The sequence below is a fragment of the Palleronia sp. THAF1 genome, assembly GCF_009363795.1.
Taxonomy (GTDB): domain Bacteria; phylum Pseudomonadota; class Alphaproteobacteria; order Rhodobacterales; family Rhodobacteraceae; genus Palleronia.
Genome location: NZ_CP045420.1, coordinates 479,981 through 501,198 on the forward strand (window position 1 = coordinate 479,981; position 21,218 = coordinate 501,198).

The window sequence follows — 21,218 nt, forward strand, 5'->3', positions numbered from 1 at the left end:
CGATCAATAGCCTTACGGCTGTGCTCGTTTTGCTTCCAGCCCAACCTCAGTTCCCCTTCTTCCGCCGCTTCACATTGCCCCCGCGCTGCCCACCACGTCCTGCCGTCGACCGCCCCGAGGCGCGCGTTGCGGCCTCACTCGCCGCTTCCACTGCAGACTGCCGCGCCAAGGGGTCGTCGGACACTGCAAGGTCCACCGCTTCCAGCCGCTTCAACTCGTCGCGCAGGCGGGCGGCTTCCTCGAACTCCAGGTTCTCGGCGGCCTTGCGCATGTCGTCGCGCAATCCCTGCATGACGGCCTGCATGTTCGAACCCGCACTCTTCGGGTCGATCTTCGCGGTCACGCGGTTCATGTCGACGTCGCCCTGATAGAGACCCGCCAGAATGTCATCGACGTTCTTCTTCACCGTCTCCGGCGTGATGCCGTGTTCCTCGTTATAGGCGATCTGCTTTTCACGGCGGCGGTCCGTCTCTCGCATGGCGCGCTCCATCGAGCCGGTAATGCGGTCGGCATACATGATCACGCGCCCTTCGGCGTTCCGCGCGGCGCGGCCGATGGTCTGGATCAGCGAGGTTTCGGACCGCAGGAAGCCTTCCTTATCCGCATCCAAAATCGCGACAAGGCCGCATTCGGGGATGTCCAAGCCCTCTCGCAGCAGGTTGATGCCGACCAGCACGTCGAAGGCGCCCAAGCGCAGGTCACGCAGGATCTCGATCCGTTCGATCGTGTCGATGTCAGAGTGCATGTAGCGCACGCGGATGCCCTGTTCGTGCAGGTATTCGGTCAGATCCTCGGCCATGCGCTTGGTCAGAACCGTGGCCAGTGTGCGCATATCTTTGGCGGCGACCTTGCGGATCTCGTCCAGCAGATCGTCCACCTGCATTTCCACCGGGCGGATCTCGACCATCGGGTCCAGAAGGCCGGTGGGACGGATGACCTGTTCGGTGAAGACGCCGCCCGATTGCTCCAGCTCCCACGCGGCGGGGGTGGCCGAGACGAAAACGGACTGCGGGCGCATGGCGTCCCATTCCTCGAACTTCAGGGGGCGGTTGTCCATGCAGGACGGCAGGCGGAATCCGTGCTCGGCCAGCGTGAACTTGCGCCGGTAGTCGCCCTTGTACATGCCGCCGATCTGCGGAACCGAGACGTGGGATTCGTCCGCGAAAACAATGGCATTGTCTGGGATGAACTCGAACAGGGTAGGGGGTGGCTCGCCCGGCGCGCGGCCCGTGAGATAGCGCGAGTAGTTCTCGATCCCGTTGCAGACGCCCGTGGCCTCCAGCATCTCGATGTCGAAATTGGTGCGCTGCTCCAGCCGCTGCGCCTCCAGCAGCTTTCCCTCGTTCACCAACTGGTCGAGGCGCATCCGCAGCTCTTCCTTGATCTTGATGACGGCCTGTTTCATCGTCGGGCGCGGCGTAACGTAGTGGCTGTTGGCGTAGATGCGGATGCGGTCGAAGGTGCCGACCTTTTCGCCGGTCAGCGGATCGAACTCCAGGATCGCCTCAAGCTCCTCGCCGAAGAACGACAACCGCCAGGCGCGATCTTCAAGGTGGGCGGGCCACACTTCCAGCACGTCGCCGCGCACGCGGAAGCTGCCCCGCTGGAACGCCTGGTCGTTGCGCTTGTATTGCTGGGCCACAAGGTCGGCCATCACTTTGCGCTGATCGTACTCCTTGCCCGCATGCAGGTCGACGGTCATCGCGCCATAGGTCTCGACAGAGCCGATGCCGTAGATGCAAGACACAGAGGCCACGATGATCACGTCATCCCTTTCCAGCAACGCGCGTGTCGCCGAGTGGCGCATCCGGTCGATCTGCTCGTTGATCTGGGATTCCTTCTCGATGTAGGTGTCCGACCGCGCGACGTAGGCCTCGGGCTGATAATAGTCGTAGTAGCTGACGAAGTATTCCACGGCGTTGTCGGGGAAGAAGCCCTTGAACTCGCCGTATAGCTGCGCCGCCAGAGTCTTGTTGGGTGCCAGAATGATGGCGGGGCGCTGCGTTTCCTCGATCACCTTGGCCATTGTGAAGGTTTTGCCAGTGCCCGTGGCACCCAAAAGCACTTGATCCCGCTCACCGTTCCGCACACCGTCGGAAAGTTCGACGATCGCCGTCGGCTGGTCGCCCGCCGCGTTGAACTGCGTCTCCATCCGAAACCGCTTACCACCCTCCAGCTTCTCGCGATCGCGCACGTCGTCCGAGGGCGCGTGCGTCAGAACGGGCATCTGATCGGGGCGATTGTTGTGCATCTGACTCTCCGGGGGTTCACTGGAAAGATGCGTGTGCGGGCAGGATGTTCAAGGCGCAGGGCGTTCTGGCTTCGGCTTTAGATGGTAAGCACAACCATAGCGCGAAATATCCCTTGCATTCCCCCTTGGGTTGCGGTCATATCGGGAAGCCAGCAGGCACTCTCGATCCGGGGCGAGCCACACCCCCAGGTTACCCCAATGACCTAAGGCTCGCCCCACCCCCTTGCTCTGACGTCTTTCATCCCGGATAATAACGTCGATCCGCGACGCAGGAGCTTGTCATGACAGCCCGTATCTTTCAGCCCGCCAAAACCGCGATGTCCTCGGGCATGGCGAAAACGACCGAATGGGTGCTTGAGTATACTGCGGATGAGCCCCGGCGGATCGACCCGCTGATGGGCTGGACCTCTTCCGCGGACACGCAAAGCCAGGTGCGCCTGCACTTCCAGACCAAGGAAGAAGCGATGAATTATGCAGAGGCCAACGGCATCGACGCGGTTGTGACGCAGCCCAAAAAGCGCGGCGCGAACCTGCGCCCCGGCGGCTACGGCGACAATTTCGCCACCAATAGACGTGGTGTCTGGACACACTGATTATTTGTGAAATGGGTTTAAGTTCCCGCGTAATCGGAGCAAAGATCTCGCGGATCGCAGATTTTGCGTAGGAAAGGCTCAGTATTTACTACATCTTGCCTCGCTTCCGGGAGATGGATTCCGGGATGCGATCTGCGGCGATCAGATTTGTCCTGTGGGTTGTCTAGCGCATACTCATCTATCTCGTGTCGTACGCTCGAGCCGTCTTTAGCCACGTTGTAAATCCGACTCGGTTGCGACCGTTTGCAGTCGAGTTCGCACCGAAGTCTATATCTAGATCAAGGTTGATTTCGAGTGGCATATGTTGTGTCAGCTATTTTATGGCAAAGCAGCCCCAACTGCTCACATCAGAACTTTCCTCCAACTGTTGGAGACTGCCGGAGATTCGTGTCTGGTATCGAAAGCGGATCCCAATTGAGTCGCTGATCGGTTGAAAGCCCAAGAACGGAAGGTGAAACATGCGCGCCCTAACCGGTGCAGGGATCGCCGAATTTGAGACTGCAGCGCATTGTGACGGTTCGCAGAGCCCGGCCAAAATTCATATCCCTGTGCGAGTTCGGGATCTATCGTACAGAAATCTGCATGTGTCGAAAGATCGACAGTTCGGGCGGTAAGGCGACTTTCGCTGCAGACGCAGGTTGTGTGCTGCGGTGGCTGAGAACCGGACACTCGCTGCAGAAGCGCGGGGGCGGGTATATCAAAGGGCTGGGGCTGCCCAGAAAGCCACACGCGTCGATAAATTTGCCCATAGCGAAGACTTGCTTGGCTCGCGCTTGTAAACCCCTGGTTGAATATGACCTGAGGGGGGGCGGCGCCTGTGGCAAGCTTGCAGAGACTCATGGCGCGCATGGCGAAAATCGGCGTTGCATTGCTGGTTTTTGCATCTCCTGCGGTTGCGACGCCCTTTACGACCACCGTTCCGAATACTGGTTTGACCCTGCCTGATGGCTACCCTGAGGCCGGCGGCGTTGCGATCGTCCTGATCGGCGACAATGGCAATGCCTACTACCAGTTCTCCAACCCCGCCGGCGCGTTCCGTGGTTTCCAGTACAACGGCGATCCGGCCAGGTTTCGCGGCAACCCGTTTACAATCAACGATCCTATCGGGCTAGATTGCGGATTTTCGGACTGCTCCGAATATTTCGGTGGCGGCATCGCCGAGATGTATATCCGCTTTTCCGCCTATGACGGCGACACCCAGACGGGTGGCTTCGACGAGAATGACATCTCGTTGCGGATCAATGGCTTCAACGTCGGCAATTGGTCAGATCGCACGACCGAGATCACCAACAACGCCGGGACGCAAAGCTTCGGCTTCGCCAACGGCTTCGGCAACAATACCTTCAACACGGGTTGGTTTTCATCGACTAATCAGGCGCTGTTGGACAACATCCTGGCGACCGGCCAAACGATCACTCAGGTTTTCGATGCCGACCCAAACGACAACTATTGGGATTTCCGGCGCGGCAACAACCTGGCGAACGGGGACATTCAAACTGTCGCCCCGGGATACGAGCTGGAGAAGAGCACCCCGGCCACGGACTTCACCGCGCCGGGAGAGACGATCACCTACGAGTACATTGTCACCAACATCGGCTCGGTCCCGATCCGGCAGCTCAGCGTGCAAGACGACAAGATTGCGACCGTTACATGCGACAAGACTGTCATCCAAGACACGAATCCCGGTGGCACCCCTGATTTCGCGACCTGCACCGCGAGCTACATAACCACGCAGGAAGATGTGGACCGGGGCTTCGTCACCAACGTCGCCCAGGCCAATGGCGTACCGGATTTCGGCACCCTTGGCGTGTTGACCGATACTGTTACCGTCGATGCACCCGTCGCCGCGCCCGCCATTGCGCTGACGAAGCTTTCGAGCCTGGCGGAATTCGGCGTCGCCGGGACAACCGTGCCCTACAGCTTCGAGGTTGAGAACACCGGCAATGTGACGCTGACCAACGTGCAGGTGATCGATGATCTTCTGACAGGGTTCGCCTGCACCATTCCGTCCCTGGCACCGGGGGAGCGGGATACAACGACCTGTGCGGGTAGCTACACAGTGCAGCAATCGGACGTGGACGCATTCTCGGCCAACGGCACGACGCTGGACAACATTGCGACCGCGACAGGCGCCGCGGCGCGCGGGGCCGATCCGTCGGACGGCGATGCGCTGTCCTTGCCGGGCAGTGCGCCGGTCATCGCGCTGGATGTCGTGAAGTCGGTGACGCCGGACACCGTCAGCGCGGCACTGGACGAGGTTCTGTACACAGTCACGGTTGCGAATACCGGCACCGTCACGTGGCCGCAGGCCCCGGAAGTCACAGATCCGCTTCTGCCTCTGACCTGCCCCGGTGGATCGGTGGTCCCCGGCACTTCCGTGGACTGCACGGGCACCTATGCGGTGCCGCAGGAGGTTTTCGATGCCGGTGCCTTCGACAACACGGCGACGGCCACGATCACGGTCGATGGGCAGACCGCCACCGGAGCGGACACCGCGACCGTGACGCCCCAGCGCATCCTGTCCGCTAGCTTCGACAAGCGGCTTGCGTCCGACGGTGCGACCGATTTCGCCGCCGTCGGGGTTGCGCTGGACTATGAGTACGTCGTCACGAATACTGGCAGCGTCTCTGTCGCCGCCATTGGCGTAGATGACGACAGGATCCCGGATGCCGACATCACCTGTCCCGCCGGGCCGCTGGCGCCGGGTGCATCGGCCACCTGCACCGCGACTTATTTGACGACGCAAGCCGACCTGAACGCTGGCGGCGTGACGAATGTGGCCGACACCACCGTGTCCGCCGCCGATTTGGCCGATATCGTCACCGCCTCTGACACCGTTACCGTGCCCGCCGTCCAGTCCCCCGAACTCGCGGTTACAAAGACCGCCCCCGCCACGACGCCAAGTGATTTCGCCGTCGGCAACACGATCACCTACGATTTCGAAGTTGTGAACACCGGGAACGTAGATCTGACGACCGACCTGACCGGCGCCACAACCCTCACGGTCGAGGATGACAAGATCGGCACAATCACGTGCGGGCCGCTACCCCTCGCCATTGGCGCCACTCTGAGCTGTACAGGCGACTACGTGCTGACGGCGCAGGACGTGCAGGCCGGTGTCGTGTTCAACACTGCCATCGCGACAGCGGGAAACGTTGTGTCTGATCAGGTCAGCGCATCTGTCGCACCCGCCGGAAGCCCAGACATATCGCTGGCGAAAACCGCCGACCTTGCCACGGTCGACACGCTGTCCGACACGATCACCTACACGTTTACCGTAACGAATATCGGCGACACGCAGATCGTCGATACCCAGTCTGTAACCATCGACGATGCGCTTCTCGATTCCGCCGCCGTGTGTAATCAGCCGCCGACACTTGACCCCGGCGACAGCTTCGATTGTACGGGAACCCGCAGCGGCGTCACGCAGGCCGAGTTCGACTTGGGCAGCATCGATAACACTGCGGTGGCGGAAGTGACGCTCAACCAGAACGGCCAGCCGGTGACGGTCACTTCGAACACCGCGACCGCCAGTATCCCGACGACACCGAATGCCGCCTTCACGCTGGACAAATCCGGGCCCGTTACCTTCTCGGCGGTGGGAGAGGCCGTCACCTATAGCTTCGACCTAGAGAACACCGGCAACGTGACGCTGACGGCGATCGACGTGTCCGACCCGCTTCTGGCGGGCCTGTCTTGCAGCTTCACCGACATCGCGCCATCTGGCACCCGGACCTGCAGCGGCACCTACATTGTGACGCAAGCCGATTTCGACGCGGGCGTGGTCGACAATACCGCGACAGCCACGGCGATTCCGGCACAGGGCAACCCGCAGACCCAAACCGACACGCATCAGGTGACGCGCGCCGGTGGCGTTGGGACATTCGTTGCCGCGCTCGACAAGACGGCCGATGTCACGGGCTATGAGGCGGCCGGCGATGTCATCACCTACACTCTGTCGGCCACCAATGAAGGCACGCTGACCATTCCAGAGATCACGCTGACCGATGCGCTGGATCCGGCATTCTCGTGTGACATCAATCAGCTTGCACCAGGCGCGTCCGACAGCAGTTGCACGTTCGCCTATACAGTGACGCAAGCAGATATCGACGCGGGCGCGGTGGATAACACCGCGACTCTCACATCTCCGCAGGCTCCGACCGTCACCGACAGCATCACGCTGCCGGGACCGGCGCGAACGGCTGCGTTCACCTTCGACAAAACCGCCGCTGCTACATTCAACGCTGCGTCCGAGACTGTGGATTTCACTTTCACGGTTCGCAACACCGGGAACGTTACCCTCACTGACGTGACGATTACCGACACCTTCTTCACCCCGGCCCTGAGCTGCACGATCCCATCGTTGGTGCCTAGTGCGGCGGACAGCACGACTTGCGCGGCCAGCTACGTCACCGAACAGGCCGACGTGGATCGTGGCCAGATCACCAATACCGCCGACGCATCCGCGACACCGCCCGCTGGTGTAACGCCTCCGACTGCATTGCAGTCGACGGCCATCGTGCAGGGACCGGCCCGCTTCCCGGCGGTCGACATTCAGAAAACCGCCGATACGGCTCAGTTCGGCGCACCTACCGACACGATAACCTATAGCTTCCAAGTCGAGAACACGGGCAACGTGACGCTGACGGACCTTGTGCTGTCCGACCCGTCGTTGTCCTTTACCTGCCCCCTGCTGGACCTGGAGCCGGGCGATGTGGCGACCACCTGTGCCGACGGGTCGCCGCTACAGGACTCCCGCGCGACGACGCAGGACGACGTGGACTCTGGTCAGGTTCTGAACAGCGCCGGGGTCACGGGCGAAAGTGCCTTTGCCGGCACGAACGTGTCGGATGAGGACACATTGATCGTGCGCGGCCCGGACCAGACCGTGTCGCTGACGCTGGCGAAATCCAGCCCCGACGGAAATGACTTCAGCGCCGTGGGTCAAATCGTGACCTATGCGTTCGAGGTGACCAACAGCTCGAACATTACGCTGTCTGCGCCGATCGAGATCACCGATCCGCTGGTGCCCAACGCCACCTGTCCCGGCGGATCTCTTGCGCCCACGGCAAGCGTGACCTGCACCGGCACCTATAGTGTCACGCAGGCAGATCTGGACGCGGGTAAAATCGACAACAGCGCCACCGCGTCGATAACCCAGTCGGTCGTGCCATCCAGTCCCAACGCGCCCAGCGAGCAGAGCTTTTCCACCCCCGCCGCCTCGGCCACGGTTCAGGCCGACCAGTTGCCCGCTCTGACGCTTGTCAAGCGGCTGAAGGCTGGCCAATCTTCGTCGTACGCGGAAACGGGGCAGGCCCGTGTGTTCGAATATGTGGTCACCAACAGCGGCAACGTCACCACGACTGCGCCGATCACCCTGACGGATGACAAGATCCCCGGCACGCTGACCTGCGGTGCGGCGGGTGTGGCGCCCGGTGCCAGCGTGACCTGTGAGCAGACCTACACAACCGATCAGGCGGCGCTTGACGACGGCTCGGTGACCAACACCGCCATCGCGGAAACCCAGTTCGACGGCGCGTCAGTCCTCTCGAACAGCGATACCGCGACGTTGACGGCCGTCCAGTCGCCGATGCTGGCCATCGATAAGACCTTCGTGTCGAACAGCAACGGCAACAGCTTCAATCCGGGCGATGAGCTGACCTATCAGATGGTCGTCACCAACATCGGCAACGTCACGATAGACGGGCCCTTCACCGTCACCGACGCGGTCACCGCTGTCGATTGCGGCACACCGCCTGTGACGCTGGATCCCGGTGGCAGCTTTACTTGCTCGGCGACCTACACCGTCAAGCAGTCCGATTTCGATCTCAACGTCGTCGTGAATGTAGCCTCTGCCACCGGGTCTTTCGACGGTGAAGCCGTCCGCGCCCCGGAAGACGAAGCGATCTATCCCATCGATGCGACACCGGCGCTGGATCTGGTCAAGTCGCTTGTCGCCGGGGACGGGTTCTCTGCCGTGGGCGATGTGATCACTTATCGCTTCACCTATGAAAACACGGGCAACGTTGGCTTAAGTGAGCCGATTCTGGTCAACGACGACCGCATCGGACAGCAGGTTTGCCGGGCGGCCGGCGCGCCGGTTCTGGCCTCGGGCGATAGCGGGTTCTGCGAATACGACTATACCGTCACGCAAGCCGATCTGGACGCGGATCAGGTGGTGAACGTCGCCACGGTAGAGACGACCTACACCGTTTTGGGCGACAGCTCTATCGTGCTGTCCGGCCCCGATGATGTGACCGCCGAAGGCGCGGATTCGCCTGCCTTCACGCTGGACAAGACCAGCAGCTCGACCGCCTCGCCGATCGGTTTGGGCGATGTAATCGACTACACCCTGACGCTGACCAATACCGGCAACCAGACGCTGTCGGGCGCAGCCATCGAAGATCCGCTTGTGGGCGCGCTGATCTGCACCATCGGTGCGAATACGGCATCGGCAAACGCCGTGCTGGCCCCGACAGAAGCGCTTGTCTGCACAGGCAGCTATACCGTGACGCAGGCCGATGTGGATCGCGGCGTGGTCGACAATGCTGCCACTGCCACCGCATCGGACCCACAGGGCGATGCCGTGCCGCAAGTGGCCGCGCAGGACAGCGTGACGCTGGAGCCTGCCGCGCCATCGCTGACGGTCGAAAAGTCGATCACCAGCCCGGTGCTGGGCGACAACGCGTTTTCGGCGATGGATCAAGAGGTCAGCTTCGTCATTGCGGTCACCAACACCGGCAACGTCACGCTGGATCAGGCCGTGATCACCGATGACCTGCCCGTGATTCCCGCGGGCTGCACCGTCGGCCCGATAGCGCCCGGCGCGACGGACAGCAGCTGCGCCGTCGTCTACACCGTCACGCAGGAAGATATCGACCGGCAGTTCACCGTCGACGGGATGCTCTACGGCGGATTCATCAACACCGCGACCGCCGCTGCCACCTTCGCCGATCCCGATGCGACCCAGATTTCGGTCAGCGACGACGTCTTTGCCCAGGGCCCGCTGCGCGAACCGGCCCTGAGCCTTGTCAAAAGCGCCGACCGCACGGCCATCCTGACGCCCGGAGAAGTGGTTGAATACAGCTATCAGGTTGCCAATATTGGAAACGTCACGCTGTCCCAGACACCCGAGGTGTCGGACGACAAGATCGGCACGTTCTCTTGCATCGGTTTCCCTTCCGCCGGGCTGGAGCCCCAAGGCTTTTACAGCTGCACTGCAACATACACCGTGACCCAAGCCGACGTGGACGCGGGCGAGGTGACGAACATCGCCACCCTGACCTCTGCCGAAGTGCCTGATGACGCGACCGATACCCTGACCATTCCCGTCACCCGCGCGCCTGCTGTGACCATCGTCAAAACCGCCGATCGCGTCGTGGCCGCAGCGGGCGAGACGGTGACCTACACCTATACCGTCACGAATACGGGCAACGTGACGCTGACCGACGTGACCGTGGCTGACATCCAGACCAGCGCCGCCGGTCAGACGCCTTTGACAGTCGGAGGGGACCAGCTTGTCACCGATGCAGGAGAGCCCGGAACCGCCACGGATACTGCAGGCCCCGGTGTCTGGAGCCGTCTGGGCGCGGGCGATGTGGTATCCTTCACCGCCAGCTATCTTGTCACGCAGGCGGATATTGATGCGCAGATCACCCTGTCCAATACCGCGACTGTTACGGCGGACAGCCCCGCTGGCACGACGCCACCGACGAACACCGATACTCTGACCGTCGATCCAGTCGCCAAGGCGCCGTCACTAGATATCCGCAAGACGGCCCTGACGGGCGCATTGGGCACGCCACCCGCGCCCGGCGAGTTCGTCATCTTCGAAATCGAGGTCGAGAATACCGGGAATCAGAGCCTGTCGGGCGTGGCACCAACGGATACGCTCAGCGACGCGTCCGGGGCGTCTTTGAACCTGACGCAAGCGCCGGTGCTTGATCGCGGTGACACCGACGGGAACGGCGTGCTCGACGTGGGTGAGACATTCGTCTTCACCGTCACCTATGCGCTGGAACAAGGTGCCATCGATGCAGGCGGCCTGTCCAACGACGCCAGCGTCACCGCCAACGATCCGCAGGGCACCGCAATAGAGGATGACTTGCCGGCTTCGGTCATTGTGCCGCTTGGGCAGGAACCCGCGTTGTCGGTCGTGAAAGCCGCAACGCTGGACGACGGCGGCGACGGGCGCGCGGATGTGGGCGATACCATCGCGTATACCTACACCGTGTCGAATGACGGCAATGTCACGCTGTTCGACGTGGCCGTCACCGAAACCGGGTTCGCGGGCTTGGGCACCGTACCCACAGCAACAGTTTCCACCGGAGGAGAGACGCTTGGCCAGGGCCCCGCGCTCGATCTTGCAGTGGGCGACTCTATGACCTTCGTGGCGACCTACACTCTGGTGCAGGGCGATATCGACGCGGGCGGCGTGACCAACCAGGCGACCGCCGCGGCATCCGATCCGGATGGCGATCCGGTCGAGGATCTGTCCGGAACGGCGGCCGACAACGACACCCCAACCGTCACGCCTATCGGGTTGGACCCTTCCCTGACCGTGACGAAGGCGTCCAGCCTGTCGCTGGGTGCAGATGGTGTGGCCACCGTGGGGGATCAGATCACCTACACATTCACCGTCGCCAACGACGGAAACACCACGCTGTTCGGCGTCGGCGTCACCGAAACCAACTTCGGCGGCACAGGCCCGATACCTTTGCCGGGCTATGTTGCGGGTGGCAGCGACGAGAATGGGGATGGCGCGATCGACGCCGTTCCGGGCGCGGTCCTGACTTTCCAAGCCACGTATCCTCTGACGCAGGCGGATATCGACGCGGGCGGCATAGCGAATCAGGCGACGGCTGCTGCGACCGATCCCGCTGGTGACCCGGTGTCTGACCTGTCGGGCGATACCGCCGCCGATAACGATCCGACGCAAACGTCGATCCCGCAGGCCCCGGTTCTGGACCTCGTGAAGACCGCCGCCTTGAACGACGGCGGCGACGGAACCGCCGATGCCGGCGATACGGTCACCTACACTTTCACGGTCGAAAATACCGGCAATGTTTCCATCTTAGACCTGACGATCTCTGATACGGCGTTCTCTGGCACCGGGGGGGTGACGCCCGTCTACGCGTCCGGCGGCGCGGATCTGAATGGCACCGGCTCCATCGACGTGCCAGTCGGCGGCACGGCAGTGTTCACCGCGACCTATACGCTGACGCAAGACGATGTGGACGCGGGCAATCTGACCAACAGCGCAGAGGTTACCGCCACCGATCCGCAAGGCAATCCAGTCACCGACGCGTCAGAAGACGAGAACGGCAACCCCACGACTACCCTTCCGCTGCCCGCCGTAGAAGCGCTGTCTGTCGCCAAGACGGTCGACACTACGGGAGTGTCCAGCCCTGCTGTCGCAGGGGATATCATTACCTTCACGATCACCGTCCAGAACGACGGCAATGTCTCCTTGGCGACGATCACGCTGGACGACACGTTCACCCGCCGAGACGGCGCTGCTCTGGCGCTGGCGCCCACGTTCGACAGTGGCGACGCGGATGGAGACAGCGAACTCGACCCGACCGAAACGTGGACTTACTCCGCCAGCTACGCACTGACACAAGCCGATATCGACGCAGGCGGTGTCTCCAATACGGTGTCCGTCACCGGCGATCTGCCGGGCGGGGGCAGCGTGACGAATGATGCGCCGGTACCGGCCGAAGTCTTCGTGGCGGGCGCGCCTGCGATCACCGTGGACAAGGCCCTGGGTGCGACGGCTCCGGTGCCGTTTCAGGCCGTGGACCAGGTGATTCCCTATACGTTCACCGTCACGAACACCGGCAACGTCACGATCACGGCGCCGATCCAGATCGACGATCCGCTGATTGCGGGCCAGGGCAGCGGGCCCGTGGTTTGCGACGCATCGCCGCTGGCGGTAAATGATACGCTGATCTGCACCGGATCCTACAAGGTGACGCAGGCCGACCTAGACGCGGGCCAGATCGACAACCAGGCAACCGGCAGCGTGGATCAGCCTGTCGTGCCAGTGGCTCCGGGCGATCCGACGGTTGTGTCTGCATCCGACGATACCGACACCGTGACCGCGATGGCCACGCAGTCCCCCGCGCTGACTATCGCCAAGGTGCTGGCTGACACCGCGCCCCCGAACGTGGATTCCGTCGGCGATATCCTGACCTATGACTACACATTGACCAACAGCGGCAATGTCACGCTCGATGGACCCCTTACCGTCGATGACGACAAGATCGGCACCGGCCTGTCCTGTGGCGCCGGTCCGCTGGCACCGAATGGGACGGCCACGTGCAGCTTCGACTACACCGTGACCCAGCTGGATCTGAACGCAGGTGAGGTAACCAACGTAGCGTCCGGCGCAGCCGCGTTCGACGGAGCGCCCGTTCCGACGGCGGTCGATGCCACCGTCACCGTCGACGTGATTCAATCCCCGTCCCTTTCCATCGTGAAAGAGCTGGTCGTCCCGATCCCGGCTATTTTCCAGGACGGAGAGGTTTTGCACTACAGCTTCACGGTTGAGAACACCGGAAACCTGACCATCACCGATGTCGCGATCGCCGACTCGTTGGTGACTGGCATCACCTGCAACGCCCCGCTGACACCGCTGGACCCTGACGACGTGGTGGTGTGTTCCGCGCAATACACGATCCAGGAGAACGACATATCGCTGGATTCGGTGACCAATGTCGCCTCTGTCAGCGGGCTGGATCCTCAGGGCGGAAATGTGACCTCGCCCCAGGACAACGCGATCTTCCCGGTCGACGCTGCACCGGCGCTGACCTTGCAAAAGGCGGTGTCGCCGGCGGATGCGACCTTCGCGAAGGTGGGCGACACACTGACCTACGTGTTCACCGTGATCAACACCGGCGGAGCGGCATTCACAGAGGATGTGGTCGTCAATGACCCGATGCTAAGTGGGCCCGTCCTGTGCCGCGACGGTGCGGCGTCCGGCAACTTCCTGGTGAACCAAAGCGTCACCTGCGAGGGCACCTACAGCGTTACGCAGGACGATCTGGATGCCGGGGAAATTGTGAACGAGGCCGTGGCGAACACTCTGTTCGCGCCCGCCAGCCCGAATCCGATCAACGTGTTCTCTCCTGCCGCCACGGAAACGGTGGCCGGCAACGCGACCCCCGCGCTGACCCTGGCGAAAGAGATCGTCGCCCAGCCCGCCGGTGGCGCAGCCGTGGGCGATGCGATTACTTACCGCATCACAGCTACGAACACCGGCAATCAGACCATCGGCGGCGTCACGATTTCGGACCCGCTGCTGCCCAGCCTGTCATGCACCGTGGGCGGCCAGCCCGCACCCGCAAATGTCTCACTAGCGCCCGCTGTCGGTCCTGCTGCGGGTCCGGGGCAGGCGCTGATCTGCGAGGGAAGCTACACGCTGACCCAGGCCGATCTGGACAGCCAAGAGCTTGTGAACACGGCCACTGCAAGCGGGGCCGATCCCGCAGGCACGCCGGTTGCGATCGATCCCGCCTCGGCCACCGCCGACTTGGTCGATCCCGCGCCGCTTCTGGTCATCCAGAAAGACATCGTGCCGGCGCCCGCACCCGGCGCCCCGGCCTTCACCGCCGTGGGCGATTTGGTGCAGTTCCGCGTCACCGCACAGAACGCGGGCAACGTGACGCTGGACGCGATCAGCATCACCGACGCGCTGCCCGTGAGCCCGGCGGCTTGCCAGATCGCGACCCTTGCGCCTGCCGCGCAGGATGCAAGCTGTCTGTTCTCTTACACCGTGACCCAGGCCGATATCGACGCGCGCAATGGCACGTCTCCGGTGACCGGCGGCTTCACCAACGACGCCAGCGCGACGGCGCAGCCGCGCGTGCCCGGTTCTGAACCGGTCACGGCCGAGGATGACGTCTTCGTGCCGGGCCCGCTGCGTCAGCCCGCGCTGTCCATGACGAAAACGGCGCAGACCCAGACCGTCGCCAGCGCCGGCACGGTAGTGCGTTATACCTACGTGCTGACCAATAGCGGCAACGTCACGCTGACCGACCAGCCAAGTGTAATCGACGACAAGATCGCAAACGTCGACTGTGCGCCGATCCCGGCGGCTGGCCTTCCCCCAAGCCAGACCCTGACCTGCACGGCAGATTATACGATCACTCAGGATGACATCGAAGCCGGCGGCGTGACCAATATCGCGCGGGCCCAGTCGGACGAGGTGCTCTTGCCCGCCACGCCGGGGCCCGAGACGGCGACAGAGACGGTCACGGCCACCCAGACGCAGGGTGTCACGGTCGCCAAGACCGCCGACGCCACGCAGGATGTGGTCGCGGGCCAGACCATCACCTACAGTTACATCGTCACCAATACCGGCAACCTGCGCATCAATGCCATCACCCTTGATGACCGACACACCAGCGCGTCGGGGACACAAACGCTGGACGTGGGCCAAGAGTTCTTGGAGACCGACACCGCGCCCGCGGGTGACAGCACGGATGCCGTTGTGGATGGCACTTGGGACGTGCTGGCTCCCGGTGATGCGGTGCTGTTCACCTCGACCTATACGGTGACGCAGGCCGATATCGACGCCGAAGCGCCGTTGACCAACACCGTGATCCTATCGGCCACGGACGGCACCGGCGCGCCCGTCACCGCTACGGACGACGAAAGCGTCCAGCCCGCCGCCCCGACACCGGCCCTGACCGTGCTGAAGACCGCCGACACGTCGGCCCTGTCCGATCCGGTCACCGCCGGAGAGCCGGTCGTCTTCACCATCACGGTCGAGAATAGCGGCAACCAGACGCTTGGCGCGCCTTCGGTCACCGACACACTGCGCCTTGCCGACGGCACCATTGTTCCTTTGAATCAGTCCCCGATTTTCGTGGGCGGCGACGCAGGCGCGGACAGTGTGTTCTCTGTAGGCGAGCTGTGGACTTACCGGCTGACATACATTCTGGACCAGGCCGCCATAGATGCAGGCGGATTGCTGAATTCGGCGACGGCAACGGCGCTTGATCCCGATGGCGTTCCTGTCAGCGATACCAGCGACGATGGCGATCCGACCGATGGCGACGCAACGCCGACGCCGGTGATCCTGCCGTCAGTGCCCTCGATCGTGGGTGAGAAGCTGTTGACCCCCGCCGCTGGGACCGTGGGTGAGACCCTGCAATTCATGATTGCCGCCACGAACGATGGAAACGTCACGCTGACGGGCGTTGCTGTCGCGTCCGACACGCTGACGCGCGCCGATGGCACGTTGCTGGCGCTGGCCTCTGGTCCCACGTTTTTGGGGGCGGACCAGGGCTCTGGTGCGGGTAGTTTGCTGCCGGGCGAAACGGCGTCCTACCGCGCGACCTATGTTCTGACGCAGGCCGATCTTGACGCGGGCGGCGTATCCAACACTGCGACCGTGACGGGCACGCCGCCCATTGGCGGCCCCCTGACGGACGTGACCGATGACGGCGACGACACCGACGGCAATGCCGTCGATGACCCGACAGAGCTGGTCATCCCGGCCACCCCGGCATTGACGCTGGTCAAGCAGCCGGGGGCCACCGCGCCCGGCACGTTCACCGCGGTGGATCAGATCATTCCCTACGATTTCATCGTTACGAACACCGGGAATGTCACCGTGACGGACCAGGTGAACATCGTCGATCCGCTGATCGCGGCACAGGGCGGCGCCGTTACGTGTCCGGTCTTGCCTGACGGGCTTGCGCCGGGTGCAGCCACGACCTGCACCGGCAGCGTCGCGGTCACCCAGGCGGATATCGACGCGGGCCAGATCGACAACATCGCGACCGCGACAGCTGGCGATGTCGTTGCCGACCAGCCGGGAACCGCCACCGTGTTGGCCGATCAGATGCCGTCGCTGGAGATTCAGAAGACCGCGCAGACCGTGGCGGCGCAGGACTTCGTCGTTAGGGCGTCGATCACCTACGACTACGTGCTGACCAACACCGGCAACGTGACGCTGACGGACGAACCGGTGCTGGACGATAACCTGATCCCCGCCGCCGACCTGACATGCGATGCATTCCCCGCAGACGGTATCGCCCCCGGTGCGACCTTTGCCTGCACGGGCCTTTATACGGTCACGGCGACCGACGTGGACCTGGGCTCCGTGACCAATGTGGTCAGCGCGACCAGCGGCGACGTGGATGCTCCGCCGGTCACCGAAACGATCCCCGAGGGCGGCGTGCCGCTGCTGGATCTGACCAAAACCCCCGCGACTGGCGCGAGCTACGCAGCTGTCGGCGATACCATCGACTACAGCTTCACTGTCACCAACGCCGGAACCCGTGCTTTCGTGCGGCCCGTCACGGTCTTCGATGACCGCCTGGGAGACGTGATCTGTTTCACTCCCACCACCGCGGACCCGGACTTCCAACCGGGTGAGAGCGTGACCTGCACCGCGACCGACATCGTGACCCAGGCGGATCTGGACGCGGGCACGGTCGTGAACTCTGCCTTCGCTGAAACCGAATTCGGGGCCGACGATACCTCTATCGTGTCGAATGTGGCAGACGCGGTGGTGCCCGCCGTCGCCGCACCCTCGATTGCGCTGGAGAAGTCGGTGACTCCGCTGCCGGTCACGCAGGTGGGTCAGGTGCTGACTTACACGCTGTCGGCCACGAACACTGGCAACCAGACCCTGAGCGGCGTTCTTGTGACCGACGATCTGCTGTCCGCGTTCTCGTGCAGCGCGCCGCAGCTGTTGCCGGAAGCGACGCTGAATTGCAGCGGAACCTACACGGTCACGCAGGCGGACGTGGATGCGGGAACCGTGGTGAACACCGCCGGTGTCGCGGCATTCGCGCCGAATGGGGACGCCGTGACCGGCACCGCGTCGGTGACGGTGGATATGCCTGCGCCCGCGCCGGTTCTGGTGTTGGAAAAGATCGCAACCCCGTCGCCTTTCGGCGCGGTTGGCACATCGCTGACCTACATCCTGTCGCTGACGAATGACGGCAACGTCACCCTGTCGAACCTGTCGGTCACCGATCCGCTGGCACCGGCAGGCTTCGGTTGCGCCATCCCCGCGCTTGCGCCCGGTCAGACCGATCAAAGCTGCACGTTCGCGCTGACGGTCACGCAGGATCTTGTCGACGCGGGAGAGATCACGAACACCGCCAGCGCGACCGCAACCACACCCGGTGGCGTCGCGGTCGGCGCGGACGATACGCTCGTGACCCCGGGTCCGACACAGGCACCCGCGCTTGAGGTCACCAAAATTGCCACCTCCATTGGCGCAGCGGCGGGGCAGGTGACGACCTACCAGATCTTTGTCGAGAACACCGGCAACGTGTCTCTGACCAATATCATCCCGGTCGATCAGATGCAGAACCTGGACGGCGATACGATCGCCCTGGATGCCGGTCTGACCTTTGTCTCCGGCGATAATGGCGATGGTGTGCTGGATGTCGCAGAGGTCTGGATCTACGAAGGCCAGCGCACGCTGACGCAGGCCGATGTGAACGCGGGCGGTCTGATCAACTCCGTGACCGCCACCGGCCAGACACCGGGCGGTGGCACCGTGCAGGACGTGTCCGACGACGGCGACGATGGCGACGGGAATGCCACAAGCGATCCGACGATCGCCGCGATTCCGAACGCGCCCGCGCTGACCGTGGTCAAGGCAATCACGACGCCTGCCGTCGCGGTGGGCGAAACCGTGGTCTTCACAGTAACTGCCGAGAATACCGGCAACACCGATTTGGGCTCCGCGACCATCGACGACTCGATGAGCCGCCTCGACGGCACGAACCTTGTGCCTACGGTCACCCCCGTCTCGGTGCCTGATTTGTTGTCGCCGGGCGACAGTGCCGTGTGGCAGGTCAGCTACGTCCTGACCCAAGCCGATATCGACGCGGGTGGCGTGCAGAACAGTGCTGTCGTGCAGGCCCCGAACCTGGGCGCCGACGGCGGGACCGTCTCTGACTTGTCGGCTGACGACGATCCGCTCGACGGCGACACGACCGGAGACCCGACGGTCCTGACCATCGGCACCGCCCCTGCGTTGGAAGTCATAAAGACCGCCACCACGGTCGGTGCGGCCGCCGGCGAGGATGTTGTGTGGCAGGTTTCGGTGCAGAACACCGGCAACGTGACGCTCACAAGCGTCGTACTGGCCGATACGTTGACCGATCTGGACGGCGTGGCCCAACCCGCGCCGACGCCGGTCTTCGTGTCCGCCGATGCAGGCTCTGGTCAGGGCACCCTGCAGCCGGGCGAGACGGCGATCTACTCTGTCACAGCGACCCTGACGCAGGATGTCGTGGATTCGGGTGGGTACATAAACGTGGCCACCGCGACGGCGACGACACCGGGTGGGGCGACACTTAGTGACCTTTCGGATGATGACGGGACGAATCCAAGCGACCCGACCGTGACGCCCGTGGTGGCACTGCCTTCTCTGGCGGTCGTCAAGACGGCGGGTCAGACCGTGTCGCTCTTCCCAACGGTGCAGCAGACGCCGTTCACCATAACGGTCGAGAATACAGGGAATGTCACCCAAACCGAACTGTCCGTCACCGATGATCTGGCCGCCTTCGCTGCACCAGGCACCCTCCTGGCCGCCGAGTATCCGCCGGTCGTGACGGTCTCGGGCTTCGGCACCGGCGCAAATCCCGGCTTCGACGGCGCCAGCGACACTCAGCTTCTGGCACCCGGATCCACCTTGGCACCGGGAGAGACGGCGACGATCACCATAGTTGCCACCTACACCTACGTGCCGGGCTCGGGCGCGCTCAGCAACGCGGTATCGGTGAACGCGCAAGAGCTGGTTGGGACAGAGGAAGACGCAACAGGCGTGAACCGGCCCGACGCGGATGGCGACGGTGTGCCGGACGACCTGGAAGGCAACGGCGACCGAGATGGCGACGGTATCCCCGACGATCAGGACTATGACCCGACCGGCTATTTCTACTGCGAGGATGATGGCCGTCTCTTGACCGGCGGTCAGATCGCGGTCACGGGCAACGGCTTCACCCAGACAGGCGTTGGCACAAGCGGGCCGATCACGGTGGTGGCGGACGGATCGCTGGGCAATCACCAGTTCTTCACGACTCAACCGGGAACCTACCAGCTGGTGCTAACCTACCCGCCCGCGGGTCCGGCCTCTGCGGTTCGCACCAGTCTTGGAACGCTGGATGCAACGACACTTCTGCCGGCCAATCCCGCATCTTTGGGCTCGAACGAGCAGGGCAACACCGGCGTGCTGGCCGATTTCACGGCTCCGGCGAATCCGTTCTACACAGCGTTCACGGTAGAGGCGGGCGACCCGTTCATCCTGAACAACAACATCCCGGTCCAGTCCTGTGGCGCGGTGGCCGACGTTGTGGCTACCAAGGTCGTGGACCGCGAAACGGCGCGCCTGGGCGAGACGGTCAACTACACGCTGACCTTCCGCAACGACACGCTGAACACCTATACCGGCGCCATCATCACCGACGTGTTGCCCGCCGGGTTCCTGTACACGCCCGGATCGGGCGTGGTGAACGGCGTCGCGCAAGAGCCCGCGGTCAACGGCCGGGTGCTGAACTGGACGGTCGATCTGGCGCCGAGCCAGACAATCACGGTGACGCTTGCGGCCCGCATCTCGGCGCAAGGCGGCTATGGCACGTTCACCAACGAGACCTTCATCTCGAACGCGACGGGCCGCCGGCTGTCGAACGTCGCGACGGCGGATGTCCGGGTCGATCCGGACGCAGTCTTTGCCTGCTCGGACGTGATCGGGAAGGTCTTCGACGACAAGAACCGCAACGGCTATCAGGATGGTCCGGGCACCATTGCCGAACCGATCTACCACGACGACTACATAGCGGAAGGCAAGGGTAGGCTGTCCCGTCCCGTCGAGCGTCCGGACGTGACCGAGCCGGGTATTCCGGGTGTGCGCCTCGTCGCGCCCGACGGCACGCTGATCACCACCGATAGCGCCGGTCGATACTCTGTGCCGTGTGCGACCTTGCCCCGTGATATCGGCTCCAACTTCATGCTGAAACTGGATGACCGCACCTTGCCCACCGGGTACCGCGTGACCACCGAAAACCCGCGCGTGGTGCGCCTGACGCCGGGCAAGATGGCGCGCCTGAACTTCGGGGCTGCGCTGGGCCGGGTCGTGGACATCGACCTGACGGCGCAGGCCTTCCAGCCGGGACAGGCCGCGCCGCTGGCGGGGCTGAGACAGGCCGTCGACGGTCTGATCGCGCAGATTGCAGACACGCCCAGCGTACTGCGCCTGACCTATCAGCGGGCGGATGCCGAAGCCCCGCCGCTGGCCCGTGCCAGACTGGCCGAGGTCGAGGCGCTGATCCGGTCCAAGTGGCGCGGGCGTGGTAACTACACGCTCGATATCGAAAAAACCGTGACGAGAGGACGCTGAG

General features: G+C 63.5%; 3 protein-coding genes. 2 read left to right on the plus strand and 1 reads right to left on the minus strand.

Features of this window, described 5'->3' with window-relative positions:
- Positions 1–46 precede the first annotated feature (46 nt).
- The gene (gene uvrB, locus FIU81_RS02430) at positions 47–2,251 is read right to left on the minus strand and encodes an excinuclease ABC subunit UvrB (protein WP_124110821.1); all 2,205 of its coding nucleotides are present in this window, start codon (positions 2,249–2,251) and stop codon (positions 47–49) included.
- A 281-nt stretch (positions 2,252–2,532) separates the two neighbouring features.
- Between uvrB and FIU81_RS02435 the strand changes: the two genes are divergently transcribed.
- Entirely contained in the window at positions 2,533–2,844 is a 312-nt protein-coding gene (locus FIU81_RS02435) for an ETC complex I subunit (RefSeq protein ID WP_124110820.1), read from the plus strand.
- An 847-nt stretch (positions 2,845–3,691) separates the two neighbouring features.
- Positions 3,692–21,217: a DUF11 domain-containing protein gene (locus FIU81_RS02440; RefSeq protein WP_172971378.1), complete on the plus strand. Its 17,526-nt coding sequence runs from the start codon at positions 3,692–3,694 to the stop codon at positions 21,215–21,217.
- Position 21,218: the final 1 nt, after the last annotated feature.

Coding starts and splice junctions, on each gene's coding strand:
- uvrB (WP_124110821.1), bottom strand. CDS start 2,251: ATGCACAACAATCGCCCCGATCAGATGCCCGTTCTGACGCACGCGCCC.
- FIU81_RS02435 (WP_124110820.1), top strand. CDS start 2,533: ATGACAGCCCGTATCTTTCAGCCCGCCAAAACCGCGATGTCCTCGGGC.
- FIU81_RS02440 (WP_172971378.1), top strand. CDS start 3,692: ATGGCGAAAATCGGCGTTGCATTGCTGGTTTTTGCATCTCCTGCGGTT.